This window comes from Streptomyces sp. NPDC026377 (genome assembly GCF_055567715.1).
The window spans coordinates 38,824-59,764 of record NZ_JBVHPV010000011.1; the positions used below are offsets into that span (position 1 = coordinate 38,824).

Below are 20,941 nucleotides of genomic sequence, written 5' to 3' on the forward strand. Positions count from 1 at the left end.
TCGGCTCGCGCAGTGATCCGCGCCGCCTAGTGCGCGGGTCGTAGCGGGCCGTTACGCCCGCCTCTCTATACAACCGGCACCTGCCGAATTAGTGGAAGGATCGCCCATCATGGCGAAGCTCTCTCAGGACGACCTCCTCGCCCAGTTCGAGGAGATGACCCTCATCGAGCTCTCCGAGTTCGTGAAGGCCTTCGAGGAGAAGTTCGACGTCACCGCCGCCGCGGCCGTCGCCGTTGCCGGCCCCGCCGGCCCGGGCGCCCCGGCCGAGGCCGAGGAGGAGAAGGACGAGTTCGACGTCATCCTCACCGGTGCGGGCGACAAGAAGATCCAGGTCATCAAGGTCGTGCGTGAGCTGACCTCGCTGGGTCTGAAGGAGGCCAAGGACCTCGTCGACGGCACCCCGAAGCCGGTCCTCGAGAAGGTCAACAAGGAGGCCGCCGAGAAGGCTGCCGAGTCCCTCAAGGCTGCCGGTGCGGCCGTCGAGGTCAAGTGACCTCACGAGTCCTCTGACTCACCGCGCGTGATGCCCCCGGAGGGCCTGTAACGCGCACACACCAAAGGGCGATCATCCATTCGGGTGGTCGCCCTTCGGCGTACCCGGGCGTCGCCGTGACGGCTGCCTTGCGGGGGAGGCGACAGGGAGTATGGTGATCATCGCCGTACGCCCCCGGTACGCCTCGTGGCAGCAGGAGCCGTAACGGAGCGATCTCCGCGGAGCTGAGGGGTCTTGACGAACCGCACGCAGCGCGCAATTCTCAGGACGCGTCGTCACAACGATCCGGATCCGAGGCATGGATCGACGGCGAAGAGGGCAGTATCGATGTGCGCCTCACGGTGCGTGGCCGACCGAGGTACTGAGACGAACAATGAGGGTCGCGAAATTCCGCCCTGGACATCAGTGGGCCGAGTGGCTACACTGACCCTTTGCGCTGCCTGTTAGCTGCCCCCTGCCCGTCACCAGGGGCATGCCCTCGCTTGAGCATCGTTGATTGAACTGCCCTGACCTGGCCTTTCAGCCTCAATCAGGAAACGTCTCTCTCTGTGCCCTCGTGGGACCGGTACGCGCGTAGTGAGTCCGAGCCCTCGGAAGGACCCCCTCTTGGCCGCCTCGCGCAACGCCTCGACCGCCAATACGAACAACGGCGCCAGCACCGCCCCGCTGCGCATCTCCTTTGCAAAGATCAAGGAGCCCCTCGAGGTTCCGAACCTCCTTGCGCTGCAAACCGAGAGCTTTGACTGGCTGCTCGGCAACGCCGCGTGGAAGGCTCGCGTCGAGGCCGCTCTCGAGAACGGACAGGACGTCCCCACGAAGTCCGGTCTGGAGGAGATCTTCGAGGAGATCTCCCCGATCGAGGACTTCAGCGGGTCGATGTCGCTGACCTTCCGCGACCACCGTTTCGAGCCCCCGAAGAACTCGATCGACGAGTGCAAGGAGCGCGACTTCACGTTCGCGGCCCCGCTCTTCGTCACGGCCGAGTTCACCAACAACGAGACCGGCGAGATCAAGTCCCAGACGGTCTTCATGGGCGACTTCCCGCTCATGACCAACAAGGGCACCTTCGTCATCAACGGCACCGAGCGTGTCGTGGTGTCGCAGCTCGTGCGCTCGCCGGGTGTCTACTTCGACTCCAACATCGACAAGACGTCCGACAAGGACATCTACACGGCCAAGATCATCCCGTCCCGGGGTGCCTGGCTCGAGATGGAGATCGACAAGCGCGACATGGTCGGTGTCCGCATCGACCGCAAGCGCAAGCAGTCCGTCACCGTCCTCCTGAAGGCTCTCGGCTGGACCACCGAGCAGATCCTGGAGGAGTTCGGCGAGTACGAGTCGATGCGCGCCACCCTGGAGAAGGACCACACCCAGGGCCAGGACGACGCGCTGCTCGACATCTACCGCAAGCTGCGCCCGGGCGAGCCGCCGACGCGCGAGGCCGCTCAGACGCTGCTCGAGAACCTCTACTTCAACCCCAAGCGCTACGACCTCGCCAAGGTCGGCCGCTACAAGGTGAACAAGAAGCTCGGCGCGGACGAGCCGCTGGACGCCGGCGTCCTCACCACGGACGACGTCATCGCGACCATCAAGTACCTGGTCAAGCTGCACGCGGGCGAGACCGAGACGGTCGGCGAGTCGGGTCGGAACATCGTCGTCGAGACCGACGACATCGACCACTTCGGCAACCGCCGTCTGCGCAACGTCGGCGAGCTCATCCAGAACCAGGTCCGTACGGGCCTGGCGCGTATGGAGCGCGTCGTGCGTGAGCGCATGACGACCCAGGACGTCGAGGCGATCACGCCGCAGACCCTGATCAACATCCGGCCGGTCGTCGCCTCCATCAAGGAGTTCTTCGGCACCAGCCAGCTGTCGCAGTTCATGGACCAGAACAACCCGCTGTCGGGTCTCACCCACAAGCGCCGTCTGTCGGCTCTTGGCCCGGGTGGTCTCTCCCGTGAGCGGGCCGGCTTCGAGGTCCGTGACGTGCACCCGTCGCACTACGGCCGCATGTGCCCGATCGAGACCCCCGAAGGCCCGAACATCGGTCTGATCGGCTCGCTCGCCTCCTACGGCCGGGTCAACGCGTTCGGCTTCATCGAGACGCCGTACCGCAAGGTCGTCGACGGCCAGGTCACCGACGAGGTCGACTACATCACGGCCGACGAGGAAGACCGCTTCGTCATCGCCCAGGCCAACGCCGCGCTCAACGACGAGCTCCAGCTCACCGAGGCCCGCGTCCTGGTCCGCCGCCGTGGCGGCGAGGTCGACTACGTGCCGCCGGCCGAGGTGGACTACATCGACGTCTCGCCGCGCCAGATGGTGTCGGTCGCGACCGCGATGATCCCCTTCCTGGAGCACGACGACGCCAACCGTGCCCTCATGGGCGCGAACATGATGCGTCAGGCCGTCCCGCTCATCAAGAGCGAGGCGCCGCTCGTCGGCACCGGCATGGAGTACCGCTGCGCCACCGACGCCGGTGACGTGCTCAAGGCGGAGAAGGACGGTGTGGTCCAGGAGGTCTCCGCGGACTACATCACCATCGCCAACGACGACGGCACGTACACCACGTACCGCCTGCACAAGTTCTCCCGCTCGAACCAGGGCACCTCGGTCAACCAGAAGGTTGTCGTGGACGAGGGCGCCCGCGTCATCGAGGGCCAGGTCCTCGCCGACGGTCCGGCGACCGAGAACGGCGAGATGGCGCTGGGCAAGAACCTGCTCGTGGCGTTCATGCCGTGGGAGGGTCACAACTACGAGGACGCGATCATCCTGTCGCAGCGCCTCGTGCAGGACGACGTCCTCTCCTCGATCCACATCGAGGAGCACGAGGTCGACGCCCGTGACACCAAGCTCGGCCCGGAGGAGATCACCCGGGACATCCCGAACGTCTCCGAAGAGGTCCTCGCCGACCTCGACGAGCGCGGCATCATCCGTATCGGTGCCGAGGTCGTCGCCGGCGACATCCTCGTCGGCAAGGTCACGCCCAAGGGCGAGACCGAGCTGACGCCGGAGGAGCGCCTGCTCCGCGCGATCTTCGGTGAGAAGGCCCGTGAGGTCCGTGACACCTCGCTGAAGGTGCCGCACGGCGAGACCGGCAAGGTCATCGGCGTCCGCGTCTTCGACCGCGAGGAGGGCGACGAGCTTCCCCCCGGTGTGAACCAGCTGGTGCGCGTGTACGTGGCGCAGAAGCGCAAGATCACCGACGGTGACAAGCTCGCCGGCCGTCACGGCAACAAGGGCGTCATCTCCAAGATCCTGCCGATCGAGGACATGCCGTTCCTGGAGGACGGCACCCCGGTCGACATCATCCTCAACCCCCTGGGTGTCCCGTCCCGAATGAACCCGGGACAGGTCCTGGAGATCCACCTCGGCTGGCTCGCCAGCCGTGGCTGGGACGTCTCCGGTCTCGCCGACGACTGGGCCCAGCGCCTCCAGGCCATCGGCGCCGACCAGGTCGCCCCCGGCACCAACGTCGCGACCCCGGTCTTCGACGGTGCCCGTGAGGACGAGATCGCCGGTCTCTTCGAGGCCACGATCCCCAACCGCGACGGCGACCGCCTGGTGCAGCCGTCCGGCAAGGCCAACCTGTTCGACGGCCGCTCCGGCGAGCCGTTCCCGGACCCGATCTCGGTCGGGTACATGTACATCCTGAAGCTGCACCACCTGGTCGACGACAAGCTGCACGCCCGCTCGACCGGTCCGTACTCGATGATCACCCAGCAGCCGCTGGGTGGTAAGGCCCAGTTCGGTGGCCAGCGATTCGGTGAGATGGAGGTGTGGGCGCTGGAGGCTTACGGCGCCGCCTACGCCCTCCAGGAGCTGCTGACCATCAAGTCCGACGACGTCACCGGCCGTGTGAAGGTCTACGAGGCCATCGTCAAGGGCGAGAACATTCCCGAGCCCGGCATTCCCGAGTCCTTCAAGGTGCTCATCAAGGAAATGCAGTCGCTCTGCCTCAACGTGGAGGTGCTGTCCTCGGACGGCATGTCCATCGAGATGCGCGACACGGACGAGGACGTCTTCCGCGCTGCGGAGGAGCTCGGTATCGACCTGTCCCGGCGCGAGCCGAGCAGCGTCGAAGAGGTCTGACGGGTCTGGTGGGGGCTCTCCCGTAGAGCCCCCGCCGTCCCAGGACCCCCCTCAGACCATCTTGAAGAATCGACCCCGAAAGAGGGATTGACGACAAGTGCTCGACGTCAACTTCTTCGACGAGCTGCGGATCGGCCTCGCCACTGCTGACGACATCCGTCAGTGGTCCCACGGTGAGGTCAAGAAGCCGGAGACCATCAACTACCGCACCCTCAAGCCCGAAAAGGACGGACTCTTCTGCGAGAAGATCTTCGGTCCGACCCGGGACTGGGAGTGCTACTGCGGCAAGTACAAGCGCGTCCGCTTCAAGGGCATCATCTGCGAGCGCTGTGGCGTCGAGGTCACGCGTGCCAAGGTGCGCCGTGAGCGGATGGGCCACATCGAGCTTGCCGCTCCCGTGACCCACATCTGGTACTTCAAGGGCGTCCCCTCGCGCCTTGGCTACCTGCTCGACCTCGCGCCGAAGGACCTCGAGAAGGTCATCTACTTCGCCGCGTACATGATCACGTTCGTGGACGAGGAGCGCCGTACGCGCGACCTGCCGTCGCTGGAGGCCCACGTCTCCGTCGAGCGCCAGCAGATCGAGAACCGCCGCGACGCCGACCTCGAGGCCCGCGCCAAGAAGCTCGAGACGGACCTCGCCGAGCTGGAGGCCGAGGGCGCCAAGGCCGATGTGCGCCGCAAGGTGCGCGAGGGTGCCGAGCGCGAGATGAAGCAGCTGCGCGACCGCGCGCAGCGCGAGATCGACCGTCTGGACGAGGTCTGGTCGCGCTTCAAGAACCTCAAGGTCCAGGACCTCGAGGGCGACGAGCTGCTCTACCGCGAGCTGCGTGACCGCTTCGGCACGTACTTCGACGGCTCGATGGGTGCCGCTGCCCTGCAGAAGCGCCTGGAGACCTTCGACCTCGACGAGGAGGCCGAGCGCCTCCGCGAGATCATCCGCACCGGCAAGGGCCAGAAGAAGACCCGTGCGCTCAAGCGCCTCAAGGTCGTCTCCGCGTTCCTGCAGACCAGCAACAGCCCCAAGGGCATGGTGCTGGACTGCGTGCCGGTCATCCCGCCGGACCTGCGTCCGATGGTGCAGCTGGACGGTGGCCGCTTCGCGACCTCCGACCTGAACGACCTGTACCGCCGCGTGATCAACCGCAACAACCGTCTGAAGCGTCTGCTCGACCTCGGTGCCCCCGAGATCATCGTGAACAACGAGAAGCGGATGCTCCAGGAGGCGGTCGACGCCCTCTTCGACAACGGCCGTCGCGGTCGCCCGGTCACGGGCCCCGGCAACCGTCCGCTGAAGTCCCTGAGCGACATGCTCAAGGGCAAGCAGGGTCGATTCCGTCAGAACCTGCTCGGCAAGCGTGTGGACTACTCCGCGCGTTCCGTGATCGTCGTCGGTCCGCAGCTGAAGCTGCACCAGTGCGGTCTGCCCAAGGCCATGGCGCTGGAGCTCTTCAAGCCGTTCGTGATGAAGCGCCTGGTCGACCTGAACCACGCGCAGAACATCAAGAGCGCCAAGCGGATGGTCGAGCGCGGCCGCACGGTGGTCTACGACGTCCTCGAAGAGGTCATCGCCGAGCACCCGGTCCTGCTGAACCGTGCGCCCACGCTGCACCGCCTCGGCATCCAGGCCTTCGAGCCCCAGCTGGTCGAGGGCAAGGCCATCCAGATCCACCCGCTCGTCTGCACCGCGTTCAACGCGGACTTCGACGGTGACCAGATGGCCGTCCACCTGCCGCTCTCCGCGGAGGCGCAGGCCGAGGCCCGCATCCTGATGCTGTCCTCGAACAACATCCTCAAGCCGGCCGACGGCCGGCCGGTGACGATGCCGACGCAGGACATGGTCCTGGGTCTGTTCTTCCTCACCACGGACGAGGAGGAGCGCCAGGTCAAGGGTGAGGGCCGCGCCTTCAACTCGACCGCCGAGGCGATCATGGCGTTCGACGCCCGGGAGCTCTCGCTCCAGGCGAAGATCGACATCCGCTTCCCGATCGGCACCGTCCCGCCCCGCGGCTGGACCCCGCCGGTCGACGAGGACGGCGAGACGACCTGGCAGCAGGGCGACTCGTTCCGTCTGCGCACCTCCCTGGGCCGCGCGCTCTTCAACGAGCTGCTGCCCGAGGACTACCCGTTCGTCGACTACTCGGTGGGCAAGAAGCAGCTCTCCGAGATCGTCAACGACCTGGCCGAGCGCTACCCCAAGGTCATCGTGGCGGCGACGCTCGACAACCTGAAGGCGGCGGGCTTCTACTGGGCGACCCGTTCCGGTGTCACCGTGGCCATCTCCGACGTCGTGGTCCCCGAGGCCAAGAAGGCGATCGTCGCGGGCTACGAGGCGCAGGACGAGAAGGTCCAGAAGCAGTACGAGCGCGGTCTGATCACCAAGGACGAGCGCACGCAGGAGCTCATCGCGATCTGGACCAAGGCGACCAACGAGGTTGCCGAGGCGATGAACGCGAACTTCCCGAAGACGAACCCCATCTTCATGATGGTTGACTCGGGTGCCCGAGGAAACATGATGCAGATGCGTCAGATCGCGGGTATGCGTGGTCTGGTGTCGAACGCGAAGAACGAGACCATCCCGCGTCCGATCAAGGCGTCCTTCCGTGAGGGCCTCACCGTTCTGGAGTACTTCATCTCCACGCACGGTGCCCGTAAGGGTCTGGCGGACACCGCCCTGCGTACCGCCGACTCGGGTTACCTGACCCGTCGTCTGGTGGACGTCTCGCAGGACGTGATCATCCGCGAGGAGGACTGCGGCACCGACCGCGGCCTGAAGCTGAAGATCGCGGTCAAGGGCGAGGACGGTGTGCTCCGCAAGACGGAGGACGTCGAGACCTCGGTCTACGCCCGCATGCTCGCCGAGGACGTCGTCGTCGACGGCAAGGTCATCGCGCCGGCCAACGTGGACCTCGGTGACGTGCTCATCGACGCGCTGGTCAACGCGGGCGTCGAGGAGGTCAAGACCCGCTCGGTCCTGACCTGTGAGTCGGCGGTCGGCACCTGTGCCTTCTGCTACGGCCGCTCGCTGGCCACCGGCAAGCTGGTCGACATCGGTGAGGCGGTCGGCATCATCGCCGCCCAGTCCATCGGTGAGCCCGGTACCCAGCTGACGATGCGTACCTTCCACACCGGTGGTGTGGCCGGTGACGACATCACCCAGGGTCTGCCCCGTGTCGTCGAGCTCTTCGAGGCCCGTACGCCCAAGGGTGTCGCCCCGATCTCGGAGGCGGCCGGCCGCATCCGGATCGAGGAGACCGAGAAGACCAAGAAGATCGTCGTCACCCCGGACGACGGCAGCGACGAGACGGCGTTCCCGATCTCCAAGCGTGCCCGTCTGCTGGTGGGCGAGGGCGACCACGTCGAGGTGGGCCAGAAGCTCACCGTGGGTGCCACCAACCCGCACGACGTGCTCCGGATCCTCGGTCAGCGCGCGGTCCAGGTCCACCTGGTCGGCGAGGTCCAGAAGGTCTACAACTCGCAGGGCGTGTCGATCCACGACAAGCACATCGAGATCATCATCCGGCAGATGCTGCGCCGGGTGACGATCATCGAGTCCGGCGACGCGGAGCTGCTGCCGGGCGAGCTCGTCGAGCGCTCGAAGTTCGAGACCGAGAACCGTCGTGTGGTCACGGAAGGCGGCCACCCGGCCTCCGGCCGTCCGCAGCTGATGGGTATCACCAAGGCCTCGCTGGCGACGGAGTCCTGGCTGTCGGCCGCCTCCTTCCAGGAGACGACCCGAGTCCTGACGGATGCGGCGATCAACGCCAAGTCCGACAGCCTCATCGGCCTCAAGGAGAACGTCATCATCGGTAAGCTCATCCCGGCCGGTACGGGTCTGTCCCGCTACCGCAACATCCGGGTGGAGCCGACCGAGGAGGCCAAGGCCGCGATGTACTCGGCCGTCGGCTACGACGACATCGACTACTCGCCGTTCGGCACCGGCTCCGGCCAGGCCGTTCCGCTGGAGGACTACGACTACGGTCCGTACAACCAGTAAGGCGTACGTCTGCTGAAGGGCGCCCACCCCGTTTCACACGGGGTGGGCGCCCTTCGGCGTATCGTGGATGGCGCTTGTCGAACGCATATTCGAAAGGCGGTGCGGCCGATGGGGATGAGCGCCCAGGAGCGGTTGGTGGACGTGGTGGTGGCCGCGGTGGAGGTGGCGGCCGAAGCGGGCGAGTCCGGTACGTACACCGCCGATGTCGGCCGCACGCTCGGGGCGGTCGTGGCCAAGGTGGGGGCGCGGATCGCGGTCGACGGGGAGGCGCGGGGGTTCTCCAGCGGGTGGCGGGAGGCGATGGCGTTCGTGTCCGGGGGCGGGTCGGGGGGCGGGGGGCGGGTCGTGCGGATGCCGGTGCGTGGGGGAGAGGGGGAGGTCACGCCGGGGTGACCTCCGTCAGCGGCGTGCGAGCGTGCGCGCAAACAGGCGGGGGTTTCATGCGGCCTGAAATGGCCCGGCAGGGCTCAGCATGGCCCGGAAATGCCCGGCAGTGCCCGGGAAGGCGCCATCAGGCCCGGCAGGGCCCGGAATTCTGCCGAGCCGGAACCCTGCCACGAAATCCTTACAGTGTCGGCCGGGGCAGCCATTAATTCCTTGCGCGCAAGCGCGATAGTCTAGTCCTTGCTTCGGAGGGAGGCGATCACATGACCACCAGCGAGCTTGACCGGTTCGCGGCCTGGATCGAGGACCTGATCCGCAGGCGCGGCTTCGACATCGACAGCCCGCGCGGTGGCGGCCGGACGCGCCTCGCCGACGAGGCCGGGGTCCACCGGGCCGCCGTCACCCGGCTGCTCCAGCGCCAGAGCATGCCGGACCTGGAGACGACGCGGCGGCTGGCGCATGTGCTGGAGGTCCCGGTACGGGAGATGCTGATCCGCTCCGGGCGCCTTACGGAGGAGGACCTCCCGCTCCCTGCCCTCCGGACGGGGGTGCCCGTCTCGTCGGCTCCGCTGACGCTTGAGGAGGCGGCGGTGGGGCTGGGGGTGCCGCCGGAGCAGCGGGCGATGTTCATCAAGGTGGCGGGGCAATTCTTGCCGGACGCGGGTGCGCGGGGGTCCGTGGGGTCCCGTTAGGTCTTTGACCGCTTGCCGCTGGTCGCGTGCAGCTTGCGGGCGGGTGGTGTCCGGTCTTCGTCTGCGGGTGGTGGTGGGTTGCTCGCGCAGTTCCCCGCGCCCCTGGAAGCCCTCATTCGTCCGCGGGTCGGTGGACGCTTCCCGCGCCGTTCCCCGCGCCCCAAAGGCCCGTGGTCACCTGCGGGCCGGTGGGGGCTTGTCGCGCAGTTCCCCGCGCCCCTTGGGTAGTCGGCCGCAGCCGGAGAACCCAGCTCAGCCACAGGCTTTTAGGGGCGCGGGGAACTGCGCGGCCGGCCGACCGCTCGGCCGCAGACGAAGTGCGGGCAGGGAAAGGGGCGCGGAGAACTGCGCGGGCAGCCCGCCGCCACCCGCAGACGAAGCCCGGGCAGACGGAAACCGCCCGGGCAGGACCCGCGCGGCCCGGGCTCGTGCGCAAGAGTCCGCGCTTCAAGGCGCCGACGACCCCCCGCCGGCCGGGCCCGGGCGGGAGCGGGGCGGGGTCCGCGCCCGGCCGCCGGAGGGCGGGTCCGGGTGAGACGCGTCTCAGTGGGTCCGCGGGGTGTCCCGCGTGTGGGTATTTGTTTTGACCCAAGTCGATGAGGTAGGTACGCTCAGACCTTGTGCCTGGGGTGTGCCTGGGCTCCCCTGCGTGCCTACGTCCGCAGGACGAGCCAGATACGGCCACCGCAATCTGCGCTCTCTCCGTGCCCACGGCGAGAGCCCGCAGTATTCGACACACCCGACCGCGTGGGTCGGTGATGTTCCAGGTTAGTTTCACCAACGGCACACAGAAACCGGAGAAGTAGTGCCTACGATCCAGCAGCTGGTCCGGAAGGGCCGGCAGGACAAGGTCGAGAAGACGAAGACGCCCGCGCTCGAGGCTTCGCCTCAGCGTCGTGGTGTCTGCACGCGTGTGTTCACCACCACCCCGAAGAAGCCGAACTCGGCGCTGCGGAAGGTCGCGCGTGTGCGTCTGACCTCCGGCATCGAGGTCACTGCTTACATTCCGGGCGAGGGACACAACCTGCAGGAGCACTCGATCGTGCTCGTGCGTGGTGGCCGTGTGAAGGACCTGCCGGGTGTTCGTTACAAGATCATCCGCGGTGCGCTTGACACCCAGGCTGTCAAGAACCGCAAGCAGGCCCGCAGCCGCTACGGCGCCAAGAAGGAGAAGTAAGAATGCCTCGTAAGGGCCCCGCCCCGAAGCGCCCGGTCATCATCGACCCGGTCTACCAGTCTCCTCTTGTCACGTCGCTGATCAACAAGATCCTGCTGGACGGCAAGCGCTCCACCGCCGAGCGCATCGTCTACGGCGCCATGGAAGGCCTCCGCGAGAAGACGGGCAACGACCCGGTCATCACGCTGAAGCGCGCGCTGGAGAACGTGAAGCCGTCCCTCGAGGTCAAGTCCCGCCGTGTCGGTGGCGCGACCTACCAGGTTCCGGTCGAGGTCAAGCCGGGTCGCCAGTCGACCCTGGCTCTGCGCTGGCTCGTGGGTTACTCCCGCGCCCGCCGCGAGAAGACCATGACCGAGCGCCTGATGAACGAGCTTCTCGACGCTTCGAACGGCCTCGGTGCGGCCGTCAAGAAGCGTGAGGACACGCACAAGATGGCCGAGTCCAACAAGGCCTTCGCGCACTACCGCTGGTAGTCGCAACCCACATCGAGACCGAGAGAAGACTGAGCCTTATGGCCACCACTTCGCTTGACCTGGCCAAGGTCCGCAACATTGGGATCATGGCCCACATCGACGCGGGCAAGACGACCACCACTGAGCGGATCCTGTTCTACACCGGCGTGTCGTACAAGATCGGTGAGGTCCACGACGGCGCTGCCACGATGGACTGGATGGAGCAGGAGCAGGAGCGCGGCATCACCATCACGTCCGCCGCGACGACCTGCCACTGGCCGCTCGAGGACGTCGACCACACCATCAACATCATCGACACCCCGGGTCACGTGGACTTCACGGTCGAGGTGGAGCGTTCGCTCCGCGTCCTCGACGGTGCCGTCACCGTGTTCGACGGTGTCGCCGGTGTGGAGCCGCAGTCCGAGACGGTGTGGCGCCAGGCCGACCGTTACGGCGTGCCGCGCATCTGCTTCGTCAACAAGCTCGACCGCACCGGCGCCGAGTTCCACCGCTGTGTCGACATGATCGTGGACCGCCTCGGCGCGACCCCGATCGTCATGCAGCTCCCCATCGGCGCCGAGGCCGACTTCAAGGGCGTTGTGGACCTGGTCCGCATGAAGGCCCTGGTCTGGTCCGCGGAAGCGACCAAGGGCGAGATGTACGACGTCGTCGACATCCCGGCCACGCACACCGAGGCCGCTGAGGAGTGGCGCGGCAAGCTGGTCGAGACCGTCGCGGAGAACGACGAAGAGATCATGGAGCTCTTCCTCGAGGGTGTCGAGCCCACCGAGGAGCAGCTGTACGCCGCGGTCCGTCGTATCACCATCGCGTCCGGCAAGGGCGGGGAGACCACGGTCACCCCCGTCTTCTGCGGCACCGCGTTCAAGAACAAGGGCGTCCAGCCCCTGCTCGACGCGGTCGTGCGCTACCTTCCCTCGCCCCTGGACGTCGAGGCCATCGAGGGCCACGACGTCAAGGACGCCGAGGTCGTCGTGAAGCGCAAGCCCTCGGACGACGAGCCGCTCGCCGCGCTCGCGTTCAAGATCGCGAGCGACCCGCACCTCGGCAAGCTCACCTTCATCCGGATCTACTCCGGTCGCCTGGAGGCCGGCACCTCGGTGCTGAACTCCGTCAAGGGCAAGAAGGAGCGCATCGGCAAGATCTACCGTATGCACGCGAACAAGCGTGAGGAGATCGACGCGGTGGGCGCCGGCGACATCGTCGCCGTCATGGGCCTGAAGCAGACCACCACCGGTGAGACGCTGTGCGACGAGAAGAACCCGGTGATCCTGGAGTCCATGGACTTCCCGGCGCCGGTCATTCAGGTCGCGATCGAGCCCAAGTCCAAGGGTGACCAGGAGAAGCTGGGTGTCGCCATCCAGCGTCTCGCGGAGGAGGACCCCTCCTTCCAGGTGCACTCGGACGAGGAGACCGGCCAGACCATCATCGGTGGTATGGGCGAGCTCCACCTCGACGTCCTCGTCGACCGTATGCGTCGCGAGTTCAAGGTCGAGGCGAACGTCGGCAAGCCGCAGGTCGCGTACCGCGAGACGATCCGCAAGACCGTCGAGCGTCACGACTACACCCACAAGAAGCAGACCGGTGGTACCGGTCAGTTCGCCAAGGTGCAGATCGCGATCGAGCCCATCGAGGGCGGCGAGGCGTCGTACGAGTTCGTGAACAAGGTCACCGGTGGCCGCATCCCCCGGGAGTACATCCCGTCGGTGGACGCGGGTGCGCAGGAGGCCATGCAGTTCGGCATCCTGGCCGGCTACGAGATGACTGGCGTTCGCGTCATCCTTCTCGACGGTGGCTACCACGAGGTCGACTCCTCCGAGCTCGCGTTCAAGATCGCCGGCTCGCAGGCCTTCAAGGAGGCCGCGCGCAAGGCGTCCCCGGTGCTCCTCGAGCCCATGATGTCCGTCGAGGTCACCACGCCCGAGGACTACATGGGTGAAGTCATCGGCGACATCAACTCCCGCCGTGGCCAGATCCAGGCCATGGAGGAGCGCAGCGGCGCTCGCGTCGTGAAGGGCCTCGTGCCCCTCTCGGAGATGTTCGGCTACGTCGGAGACCTCCGCAGCAAGACCTCGGGTCGCGCAAGCTACTCGATGCAGTTCGACTCCTACGCCGAGGTTCCGCGGAACGTCGCCGAGGAGATCATCGCGAAGGCCAAGGGCGAGTAACTCTTCGGAGCCCCCCCGCTTTAGGCTTGTCACCGGTAGTCCGGCGGGGCATTCGCCGCAGTGCGAGAGTATTGCGGCGAATGCCCCCGGACCCGGCATTCCAGCAAAGATCACCTGGCGCCGATGAAGCAAGGCGTACAGAACCACTCCACAGGAGGACCCAGTGGCGAAGGCGAAGTTCGAGCGGACTAAGCCGCACGTCAACATCGGCACCATCGGTCACATCGACCACGGTAAGACGACCCTCACGGCCGCCATTACCAAGGTGCTGCATGACGCGTACCCGGACCTGAACGAGGCCTCGGCCTTCGACCAGATCGACAAGGCTCCCGAGGAGCGCCAGCGCGGTATCACCATCTCGATCGCGCACGTCGAGTACCAGACGGAGTCGCGTCACTACGCGCACGTCGACTGCCCGGGTCACGCCGACTACATCAAGAACATGATCACGGGTGCGGCGCAGATGGACGGCGCCATCCTCGTGGTCGCCGCCACCGACGGCCCGATGCCGCAGACCAAGGAGCACGTGCTCCTGGCCCGCCAGGTCGGCGTTCCGTACATCGTCGTCGCCCTGAACAAGGCCGACATGGTGGACGACGAGGAGATCCTGGAGCTCGTCGAGCTCGAGGTCCGTGAGCTCCTCTCCGAGTACGAGTTCCCGGGCGACGACCTTCCGGTCGTCAAGGTCTCGGCGCTCAAGGCCCTTGAGGGCGACGCCGAGTGGGGCCAGACCGTCCTCGACCTGATGAAGGCCGTCGACGAGTCCATCCCGCAGCCCGAGCGTGACGTCGACAAGCCGTTCCTGATGCCGATCGAGGACGTCTTCACGATCACCGGTCGTGGCACCGTCGTCACCGGTCGTATCGAGCGTGGTGTCCTGAAGGTCAACGAGACCGTTGACATCATCGGCATCAAGACCGAGAAGACCACCACCACGGTCACCGGCATCGAGATGTTCCGCAAGCTGCTCGACGAGGGCCAGGCCGGTGAGAACGTCGGTCTGCTGCTTCGTGGCATCAAGCGCGAGGACGTCGAGCGCGGCCAGGTCATCATCAAGCCGGGCTCGGTCACCCCGCACACGGAGTTCGAGGCGCAGGCGTACATCCTGTCGAAGGACGAGGGTGGCCGTCACACCCCGTTCTTCAACAACTACCGCCCGCAGTTCTACTTCCGTACCACGGACGTGACCGGCGTCGTGACCCTCCCCGAGGGCACCGAGATGGTCATGCCGGGCGACAACACCGCCATGACGGTCGCGCTGATCCAGCCGGTCGCCATGGAGGAGGGCCTCAAGTTCGCCATCCGTGAGGGTGGCCGGACCGTGGGCGCCGGCCAGGTCGTCAAGATCACGAAGTAATTCGTTTTCTGACCTGGTAGCTCGCGACTGAGCACCATGAAAGGGCCCCGCACCGAGAGGTGCGGGGCCCTTTTCCTGCTTTTGGGGGGCCGGTGGTGGGTCGCTCGCGCCCACGCGGCGGAGCCGCACATGGCACAGCCCCGCGCCCGGTAGGGGTACGGCTTCAGCCCGCCGCGCGGATCGGCGGCGGCATGGCCTTCAGTGCCCATACCCATGGCGTCCCGTCCACGCCCAGGCCCACGGCGACCGGGCCCCGGGCCGCGAGGTGCAGGGTGGGGGAGTCGACGGGGACCACGCCCTGCGTACGGGTGCGGTGCTCGCCGCCGACCAGCGCCTGGACCCGCCCCCTGACGTCCTTGCCGAGCACCACGAGCCCGTCCTTGGGCGACAGGAGGGCGCCGACGGGCCCGTACCCGTCGAGCCTTCCCGGGACGGTGGCGGCGCTCCCGTCCGCGTGGACGGAGGAGAGCCGGGGGTCGGCCGGGGCGAGCCCCTTGCCCTTGGTCTTCCGGGGGTCGGTGAGGGTGCGGTAGAGCAGCTGTACGCCGCCGTCGGGCAGAGCCACGGGGGTGGCCGCGTCGACCGCCAGGGGCAGCCGTGGGCCTTTCACGGGGGCGAGGGGCTCGCCGGGCGCGGTCTGCGTCCAGTGGTGGAGGAAGTCGTACCCGGGCGCGAACACGTGCACGCGCCCCCGGGCGTCCACGGTCGCGCCGAGCCCGTCCTGGACGGACTCCCCGCCGAGGGCGCGCCAGGGCCCCCACGTCCCGTCCGGCTCCCGTACGCGCGTACTGATGCCCTTGTCGGCGTTGCGTACGAAGAGGTGGACGCGGCCGTCGGGGGTGGTGACGGCGACGGGGGAGCCGATGCGGCGCCCCCGGTCGGCGCCGGCCTCGGGGTTGCCGAGGCCCTGCCAGGCGCGGAAGGGGCCGCCGGGCGCGGCCTGCTCCAGGAGCACGATCTCGCGGGTGTTGGCGCCGGCCTGCCCGGCTGTCGCGGCGAACCGCAGCCCGAGGAGCAGCTGCCGTCCGTCCGTCAGTGCGGTCCCGCCGAGCACGGGCGCGAGCGGCCCGCCGCCGAGGTCCTCGGCCGCGCCGAACCGACCGCTGCCGGGCGCGGTCTCCCGCCACCGTACGGCGCGCAGCCCCAGCACCCCGTAGGCGGCGAGCCGCCCGTCGGGCTCGTCGCCGACGACCGGCCGGGGCCCGGGGAAGCGGTAGTGGGTGGCGCGCACCCACCCCTTCCAGTTGGTCAGCGGCCGGTTCCCGCCGACGTTGTAGTCCCCGCAGCCGCCGGGGTTGCCGCAGTGCCAGCCGGGGGCGCCGCCGTAGGGCCGCAGGTGCGCGGCCTTCTCGGCGAGGACGGCGGGCGGCAGGTTCTTGGGCCAGTGCCGGTTGTAGTACGCGCGGTAGGAGGTGACGGCGAATCCGGGCACGCCCTTGCCCGCGCGGGTGGCCTGGGCGACGTACCGCACCATCCCCGCCCAGGCGAAGGAGGCGGCGGCGGTGTGGTCGGCGTGGTCGGCGTACCCCGGCTGCTCGCTGTCGTGCCGGCGGGCCTTCTCGGTGCTGTGCTGGATGTCCGGGTCGGGGTCGAGGGTCTGGACGAGGGTGGGGGCATAGGTGTCCAGCAGCCCGGCGAGGACCTCCACCATCCCGTCGTAGGTGTACGGGTCGGCGGCGGTCACCGGGGAGCCCTCGGCGATGACGACGGGCAGGGAGAGCGCCCGGTCCTGCCAGAGGCTGGGCAGCCCCATGCGGCCGCCGCGCGGGGTGTGCATGGCGGTGTTCACGAACACGAGCTCGACGTGGCGCCCGTGGTGGCGGAGGGTGTCGACCTCGGCGCGATGTCCGCCGCGCAGCTCCCGTACGGACCGCTCCCACGGCGTGAAGAGCGGCAGCCCGAGCAGCGAGGCGTAGGCCTGGCGGAGGCCCTGGTGGCGGGCGGAGGAGTAGGCGGCCTTGTCGTACACCCGCTCGGAGGGATCGCTGACGACCCGGTTGTCCCCGTTGGCCTCGCCCCCGGTGAGATACACGCTGACGATCCGCGCCCCGCCGTCGAGCGCGTGCTGGGTGTCTGGGTTCATGAAGTACAGGTCGTCGTCGGGGTGCGCCACGATCTGCACGACCACGGCCCGCCGCCCGGCGGAGACGGGCCGGCCGGGGGCGGGGGCGGGGGTGTTGCGGCGGTGGCGGGGGCTGTCGGGCACGGAACACGCCCCGGCCACGCCGGCGACGCCGACGGCGGCAGCGGCCCCGAGCACGACCCGCCTGCCGACCCGGCGCCCGTCATGTGCTCCGAACAGTGCTCCGAACACGTACGTTCCCCGTTCCCGTCCGTCCGCTTTCCCGGTCGCCGGAGTAGACGGGGCCGATCGGGTGCCGGTTGCCCGCCGGAATTCCCCTGCCGGGGGATTCGCGGGGTGGCCCATCGGCCTTTGACCGGAGTTTCCGCTGTCGTCACCCCGCCTTTGCCGGAGGGCGCGGAAGCGGGGGCGGGGCCGCGCGGCCTCCTCCCGAAAGGAGCGGAGCCGGGCGGGAGCGCCCGTGTGCGCCGCCAGTGCCTCCGGCATGACGCCGCCCCCGCACCCCCACTGTGACGTGCGGTACGATCCTCGGCTCGATTCGCCAGGGCCCTGCCCGGTGTGGCAGACTGTCGGGGTTGCTCGGTTGAGTGCCGATGCTGCGCGCCTCCCGCCGGGAGGACCGGAAGCGAGTCCCACAGTACTCGTCGCCTTATCTGTCGCTCGCGACAGCGCTGGGGCGGACGTACGGGAATCTTCCGGGAAGTGTCAGCGGGGCTCCAGCCAGGCGCCCGGTGGGTGTTCTGCCCCCGTTCGCGAGGTCCACGGCCCGCATCCCCTTGGTTGGGAAATCCTGTATGGGATTTCTGCGTAGAGGGAGTGCGACACGCCCGACCGCGTGGGTCGGAGGCGGAGGACAGCAGAACCCCCGGGTTCCAGAGCGTTACGAGACAAAGGACTACTAGGTAGCCATGGCGGGACAGAAGATCCGCATCCGGCTCAAGGCCTACGACCACGAGGTCATCGACTCCTCGGCGAAGAAGATCGTCGAGACGGTGACGCGCACTGGTGCGTCGGTCGCGGGCCCGGTGCCGCTGCCCACTGAGAAGAACGTGTACTGCGTCATCAAGTCGCCGCACAAGTACAAGGACTCTCGCGAGCACTTCGAGATGCGCACGCACAAGCGCCTCATCGACATCCTCGACCCCACGCCGAAGACGGTTGACTCGCTGATGCGCCTCGACCTCCCGGCCGGTGTCGACATCGAGATCAAGCTCTGAAGGGACGGGCCGAGATGAGCAAGAACATCAAGGGCGTCCTGGGCGAGAAGCTCGGTATGACGCAGGTGTGGGACGAGAACAACCGCGTTGTTCCGGTCACCGTCGTCAAGGCCGGGCCGTGCGTCGTGACGCAGGTTCGCACCAACGACGTCGACGGCTACGAGTCGGTCCAGATCGCCTTCGGCGAGATCGACCCGCGCAAGGTGAACAAGCCCCTCAAGGGCCACTTCGCCAAGGCCGACGTGACCCCGCGCCGCCACCTGGTGGAGCTCCGCACCCCTGACGCCAGCGAGTACACGCTGGGCCAGGAGATCACTGCCGAGGTGTTCGAGTCCGGCGTCAAGGTCGACGTCACGGGCAAGAGCAAGGGCAAGGGCTTCGCCGGTGTCATGAAGCGTCACAACTTCAAGGGCCTGGGCGCCGGTCACGGTACCCAGCGCAAGCACCGCTCGCCCGGTTCCATCGGTGGCTGCGCCACCCCTGGCCGTGTGTTCAAGGGCCTCCGCATGGCGGGTCGCATGGGCAACGAGCGTGTGACCACCCAGAACCTGACCGTCCACGCCGTTGACGCCGAGAAGGGTCTGCTGCTCATCAAGGGCGCCGTCCCCGGCCCCAACGGTGGCCTCGTCCTGGTCCGCACCGCGGCCAAGGGGGTTTGAGGAACCGATGAGCACCATTGACATCCTTTCGCCGGCGGGCGACAAGGCCGGGACCGTCGAGCTCCCCGCGGAGATCTTCGACGCCAAGACCAGCGTTCCGCTGATCCACCAGGTCGTCGTCGCTCAGCTCGCGGCTGCCCGCCAGGGCACGCACAAGACCAAGACCCGCGGTGAAGTCCGTGGTGGTGGCAAGAAGCCTTACCGCCAGAAGGGCACCGGCCGCGCCCGTCAGGGTTCGACCCGCGCGCCGCAGTTCGCCGGCGGTGGCGTCGTCCACGGCCCGCAGCCGCGTGACTACTCGCAGCGCACCCCGAAGAAGATGAAGGCCGCCGCCCTGCGCGGTGCCCTCTCGGACCGGGCGCGCCACAGCCGTATCCACGTCGTCACCGGCGTGGTCGACGGTGCGGTTTCCACCAAGGCCGCCAAGACGCTGTTCGGCAAGATCTCGGAGCGCAAGAACCTGCTCCTGGTCGTCGACCGCGCCGACGAGGCCGCGTGGCTGTCCGCCCGCAACCTGCCCCAGGTGCACATCCTGGAGCCGGGCCAGCTGAACACGTACGACGTGATCGTCTCCGACGACGTGGTCTTCACCCAGGCCGCCTTCGAGTCCTTCGTGTCTGGCCCCCAGACCGCTGAGACCGAAGGGAGCGACGCCTGATGTCGGCGACCGTTACCAGCAAGACCTTCACGGACCCGCGCGACCTGCTGATCAAGCCGGTCGTCTCCGAGAAGAGCTACGCGCTGCTGGACGAGAACAAGTACACGTTCATCGTCGCGCCCGGCGCCAACAAGACCCAGATCAAGCAGGCCGTCGAGGCGGTCTTCTCGGTCAAGGTCACCGGGGTCAACACGATCAACCGTCAGGGTAAGCGCAAGCGCACCAAGACCGGTTTCGGCAAGCGCGCCGACACGAAGCGCGCCATCGTGACCCTCGCTGAGGGCGACCGTATCGACATCTTCGGCCAGGCCTCCTAACGGAGCGCCCTGGTCCGAATATCGGACGAGGACTGAGAAATGGGTATCCGCAAGTACAAGCCGACGACTCCGGGCCGTCGTGGCTCCAGCGTCGCCGACTTTGTCGAGATCACGCGGTCCACGCCGGAGAAGTCGCTGGTCCGCCCCCTGCACAGCAAGGGCGGCCGTAACAACACCGGTCGTGTGACCGTCCGCCACCAGGGCGGTGGCCACAAGCGCGCCTACCGAGTGATCGACTTCCGTCGTCACGACAAGGACGGCGTGCCGGCGAAGGTCGCTCACATCGAGTACGACCCCAACCGCACCGCGCGCATCGCGCTCCTGCACTACGCGGACGGCGAGAAGCGCTACATCATCGCCCCGCGTGGCCTGAGCCAGGGCGACCGTGTCGAGAACGGCCCGGCCGCCGACATCAAGCCCGGTAACAACCTGGCGCTGCGCAACATCCCGGTCGGTACGACCATCCACGCCATCGAGCTGCGGCCCGGCGGCGGCGCGAAGTTCGCCCGTTCCGCGGGTGCCTCCGTGCAGCTGCTGGCGAAGGAGGGCACGATGGCCCACCTTCGTATGCCGTCCGGCGAGATCCGTCTGGTCGACGTCCGCTGCCGCGCCACGATCGGCGAGGTCGGCAACGCCGAGCAGTCGAACATCAACTGGGGCAAGGCCGGCCGTATGCGCTGGAAGGGCGTTCGCCCGACCGTCCGCGGTGTCGCGATGAACCCGGTTGACCACCCGCACGGTGGTGGTGAGGGCAAGACCTCCGGTGGTCGCCACCCGGTCTCGCCGTGGGGTCAGAAGGAGGGTCGTACTCGCTCGCCGAAGAAGGCATCGAGCAAGTACATCGTCCGCCGCCGCAAGACGAACAAGAAGCGCTAGGAGCGGGTTTAGATGCCGCGCAGTCTCAAGAAGGGGCCCTTCGTCGACGGACACCTCATCAAGAAGGTGGACGTACAGAACGAGGCAGGCACCAAGAACGTCATCAAGACCTGGTCCCGTCGCTCGATGATCATTCCCAGCATGCTGGGCCACACGATCGCGGTGCACAACGGCAAGACCCACGTCCCGGTGTTCGTCACCGAGTCGATGGTCGGCCACAAGCTCGGTGAGTTCTCGCCGACTCGCACCTTCCGCGGCCACGTCAAGGACGACCGGAAGTCGAAGCGCCGCTAACGCGGGG

General features: G+C 67.7%; 16 protein-coding genes. 15 read left to right on the forward strand and 1 reads right to left on the reverse strand.

What is annotated here, in order from left to right; all coding sequences use genetic code 11:
- Positions 1-109: 109 nt before the first annotated feature.
- The 9 genes from rplL (at position 110) to tuf (ending at position 14,830) form a co-directional block, all read left to right on the forward strand.
- A complete protein-coding gene (rplL, locus tag ACZ4MU_RS22590; RefSeq protein WP_358833572.1) occupies positions 110-493 on the forward strand; it encodes a 50S ribosomal protein L7/L12 in 384 nt (127 codons plus the stop codon).
- Between the two features lie 606 nt (positions 494-1,099).
- Positions 1,100-4,585, forward strand: a complete 3,486-nt coding sequence (gene rpoB / locus ACZ4MU_RS22595; RefSeq protein WP_467879431.1) for a DNA-directed RNA polymerase subunit beta — start codon at positions 1,100-1,102, stop codon at positions 4,583-4,585.
- Positions 4,586-4,682: 97 nt separating this feature from the next.
- On the forward strand, positions 4,683-8,582 hold the full coding sequence (locus tag ACZ4MU_RS22600) for a DNA-directed RNA polymerase subunit beta' (protein ID WP_365107175.1): 3,900 nt from the start codon (positions 4,683-4,685) through the stop codon (positions 8,580-8,582).
- Between the two features lie 108 nt (positions 8,583-8,690).
- On the forward strand, positions 8,691-8,975 hold the full coding sequence (locus ACZ4MU_RS22605) for a hypothetical protein (protein WP_467879434.1): 285 nt from the start codon (positions 8,691-8,693) through the stop codon (positions 8,973-8,975).
- Between the two features lie 254 nt (positions 8,976-9,229).
- Positions 9,230-9,658 (forward strand): helix-turn-helix domain-containing protein, encoded by a 429-nt coding sequence (locus ACZ4MU_RS22610; RefSeq protein WP_467879437.1) that lies wholly within the window; start codon positions 9,230-9,232, stop codon positions 9,656-9,658.
- 805 nt (positions 9,659-10,463) lie between these two features.
- Positions 10,464-10,835, forward strand: a complete 372-nt coding sequence (rpsL, locus tag ACZ4MU_RS22615) for a 30S ribosomal protein S12 (protein WP_007265893.1) — start codon at positions 10,464-10,466, stop codon at positions 10,833-10,835.
- Positions 10,836-10,837: 2 nt separating this feature from the next.
- Complete coding sequence (rpsG, locus tag ACZ4MU_RS22620) at positions 10,838-11,308, forward strand: 30S ribosomal protein S7 (RefSeq protein WP_101389595.1); 471 nt, start codon at positions 10,838-10,840, stop codon at positions 11,306-11,308.
- A gap of 38 nt (positions 11,309-11,346) precedes the next feature.
- Positions 11,347-13,473 carry an elongation factor G gene (gene fusA / locus ACZ4MU_RS22625; RefSeq protein ID WP_361389247.1) on the forward strand — a complete coding sequence of 709 codons (2,127 nt, stop codon included), beginning with the start codon at positions 11,347-11,349 and terminating at the stop codon, positions 13,471-13,473.
- Positions 13,474-13,636: 163 nt separating this feature from the next.
- Positions 13,637-14,830 carry an elongation factor Tu gene (gene tuf / locus ACZ4MU_RS22630; protein WP_101389597.1) on the forward strand — a complete coding sequence of 398 codons (1,194 nt, stop codon included), beginning with the start codon at positions 13,637-13,639 and terminating at the stop codon, positions 14,828-14,830.
- A gap of 163 nt (positions 14,831-14,993) precedes the next feature.
- Here tuf and ACZ4MU_RS22635 read toward each other — a convergent pair whose 3' ends face one another.
- Positions 14,994-17,144, reverse strand: a complete 2,151-nt coding sequence (locus tag ACZ4MU_RS22635; protein ID WP_467879442.1) for a PIG-L family deacetylase — start codon at positions 17,142-17,144, stop codon at positions 14,994-14,996.
- A gap of 677 nt (positions 17,145-17,821) precedes the next feature.
- Here ACZ4MU_RS22635 and rpsJ point away from each other — a divergent pair.
- From rpsJ to rpsS, 6 genes are read left to right on the forward strand one after another with little or no spacing between them, the layout of a single operon-like run.
- The gene (rpsJ, locus tag ACZ4MU_RS22640; RefSeq protein ID WP_003948644.1) at positions 17,822-18,130 is read left to right on the forward strand and encodes a 30S ribosomal protein S10; all 309 of its coding nucleotides are present in this window, start codon (positions 17,822-17,824) and stop codon (positions 18,128-18,130) included.
- Positions 18,131-18,144: 14 nt separating this feature from the next.
- Positions 18,145-18,789: a 50S ribosomal protein L3 gene (rplC, locus tag ACZ4MU_RS22645; protein ID WP_067163147.1), complete on the forward strand. Its 645-nt coding sequence runs from the start codon at positions 18,145-18,147 to the stop codon at positions 18,787-18,789.
- Between the two features lie 7 nt (positions 18,790-18,796).
- Positions 18,797-19,447: a 50S ribosomal protein L4 gene (gene rplD / locus ACZ4MU_RS22650; RefSeq protein WP_067163149.1), complete on the forward strand. Its 651-nt coding sequence runs from the start codon at positions 18,797-18,799 to the stop codon at positions 19,445-19,447.
- Complete coding sequence (gene rplW, locus ACZ4MU_RS22655; RefSeq protein ID WP_358835988.1) at positions 19,444-19,764, forward strand: 50S ribosomal protein L23; 321 nt, start codon at positions 19,444-19,446, stop codon at positions 19,762-19,764. Before rplD ends, rplW begins: the two co-directional genes overlap by 4 nt.
- Positions 19,765-19,803: 39 nt before the next feature.
- A complete protein-coding gene (gene rplB, locus ACZ4MU_RS22660) occupies positions 19,804-20,640 on the forward strand; it encodes a 50S ribosomal protein L2 (protein WP_344074965.1) in 837 nt (278 codons plus the stop codon).
- A gap of 12 nt (positions 20,641-20,652) precedes the next feature.
- Entirely contained in the window at positions 20,653-20,934 is a 282-nt protein-coding gene (rpsS, locus tag ACZ4MU_RS22665) for a 30S ribosomal protein S19 (RefSeq protein ID WP_067163154.1), read from the forward strand.
- Positions 20,935-20,941 lie beyond the last annotated feature (7 nt).

Bases quoted from the DNA above. Each gene is read 5' to 3' on its own strand.
- rpsS (WP_067163154.1), top strand. From the start codon at position 20,653: ATGCCGCGCAGTCTCAAGAAGGGGCCCTTCGTCGACGGACACCTCATC.
- rpsG (WP_101389595.1), top strand. From the start codon at position 10,838: ATGCCTCGTAAGGGCCCCGCCCCGAAGCGCCCGGTCATCATCGACCCG.
- rplL (WP_358833572.1), top strand. From the start codon at position 110: ATGGCGAAGCTCTCTCAGGACGACCTCCTCGCCCAGTTCGAGGAGATG.
- rpsJ (WP_003948644.1), top strand. From the start codon at position 17,822: ATGGCGGGACAGAAGATCCGCATCCGGCTCAAGGCCTACGACCACGAG.
- rplD (WP_067163149.1), top strand. From the start codon at position 18,797: ATGAGCACCATTGACATCCTTTCGCCGGCGGGCGACAAGGCCGGGACC.
- rplC (WP_067163147.1), top strand. From the start codon at position 18,145: ATGAGCAAGAACATCAAGGGCGTCCTGGGCGAGAAGCTCGGTATGACG.
- rplB (WP_344074965.1), top strand. From the start codon at position 19,804: ATGGGTATCCGCAAGTACAAGCCGACGACTCCGGGCCGTCGTGGCTCC.
- fusA (WP_361389247.1), top strand. From the start codon at position 11,347: ATGGCCACCACTTCGCTTGACCTGGCCAAGGTCCGCAACATTGGGATC.
- ACZ4MU_RS22605 (WP_467879434.1), top strand. From the start codon at position 8,691: ATGGGGATGAGCGCCCAGGAGCGGTTGGTGGACGTGGTGGTGGCCGCG.
- ACZ4MU_RS22610 (WP_467879437.1), top strand. From the start codon at position 9,230: ATGACCACCAGCGAGCTTGACCGGTTCGCGGCCTGGATCGAGGACCTG.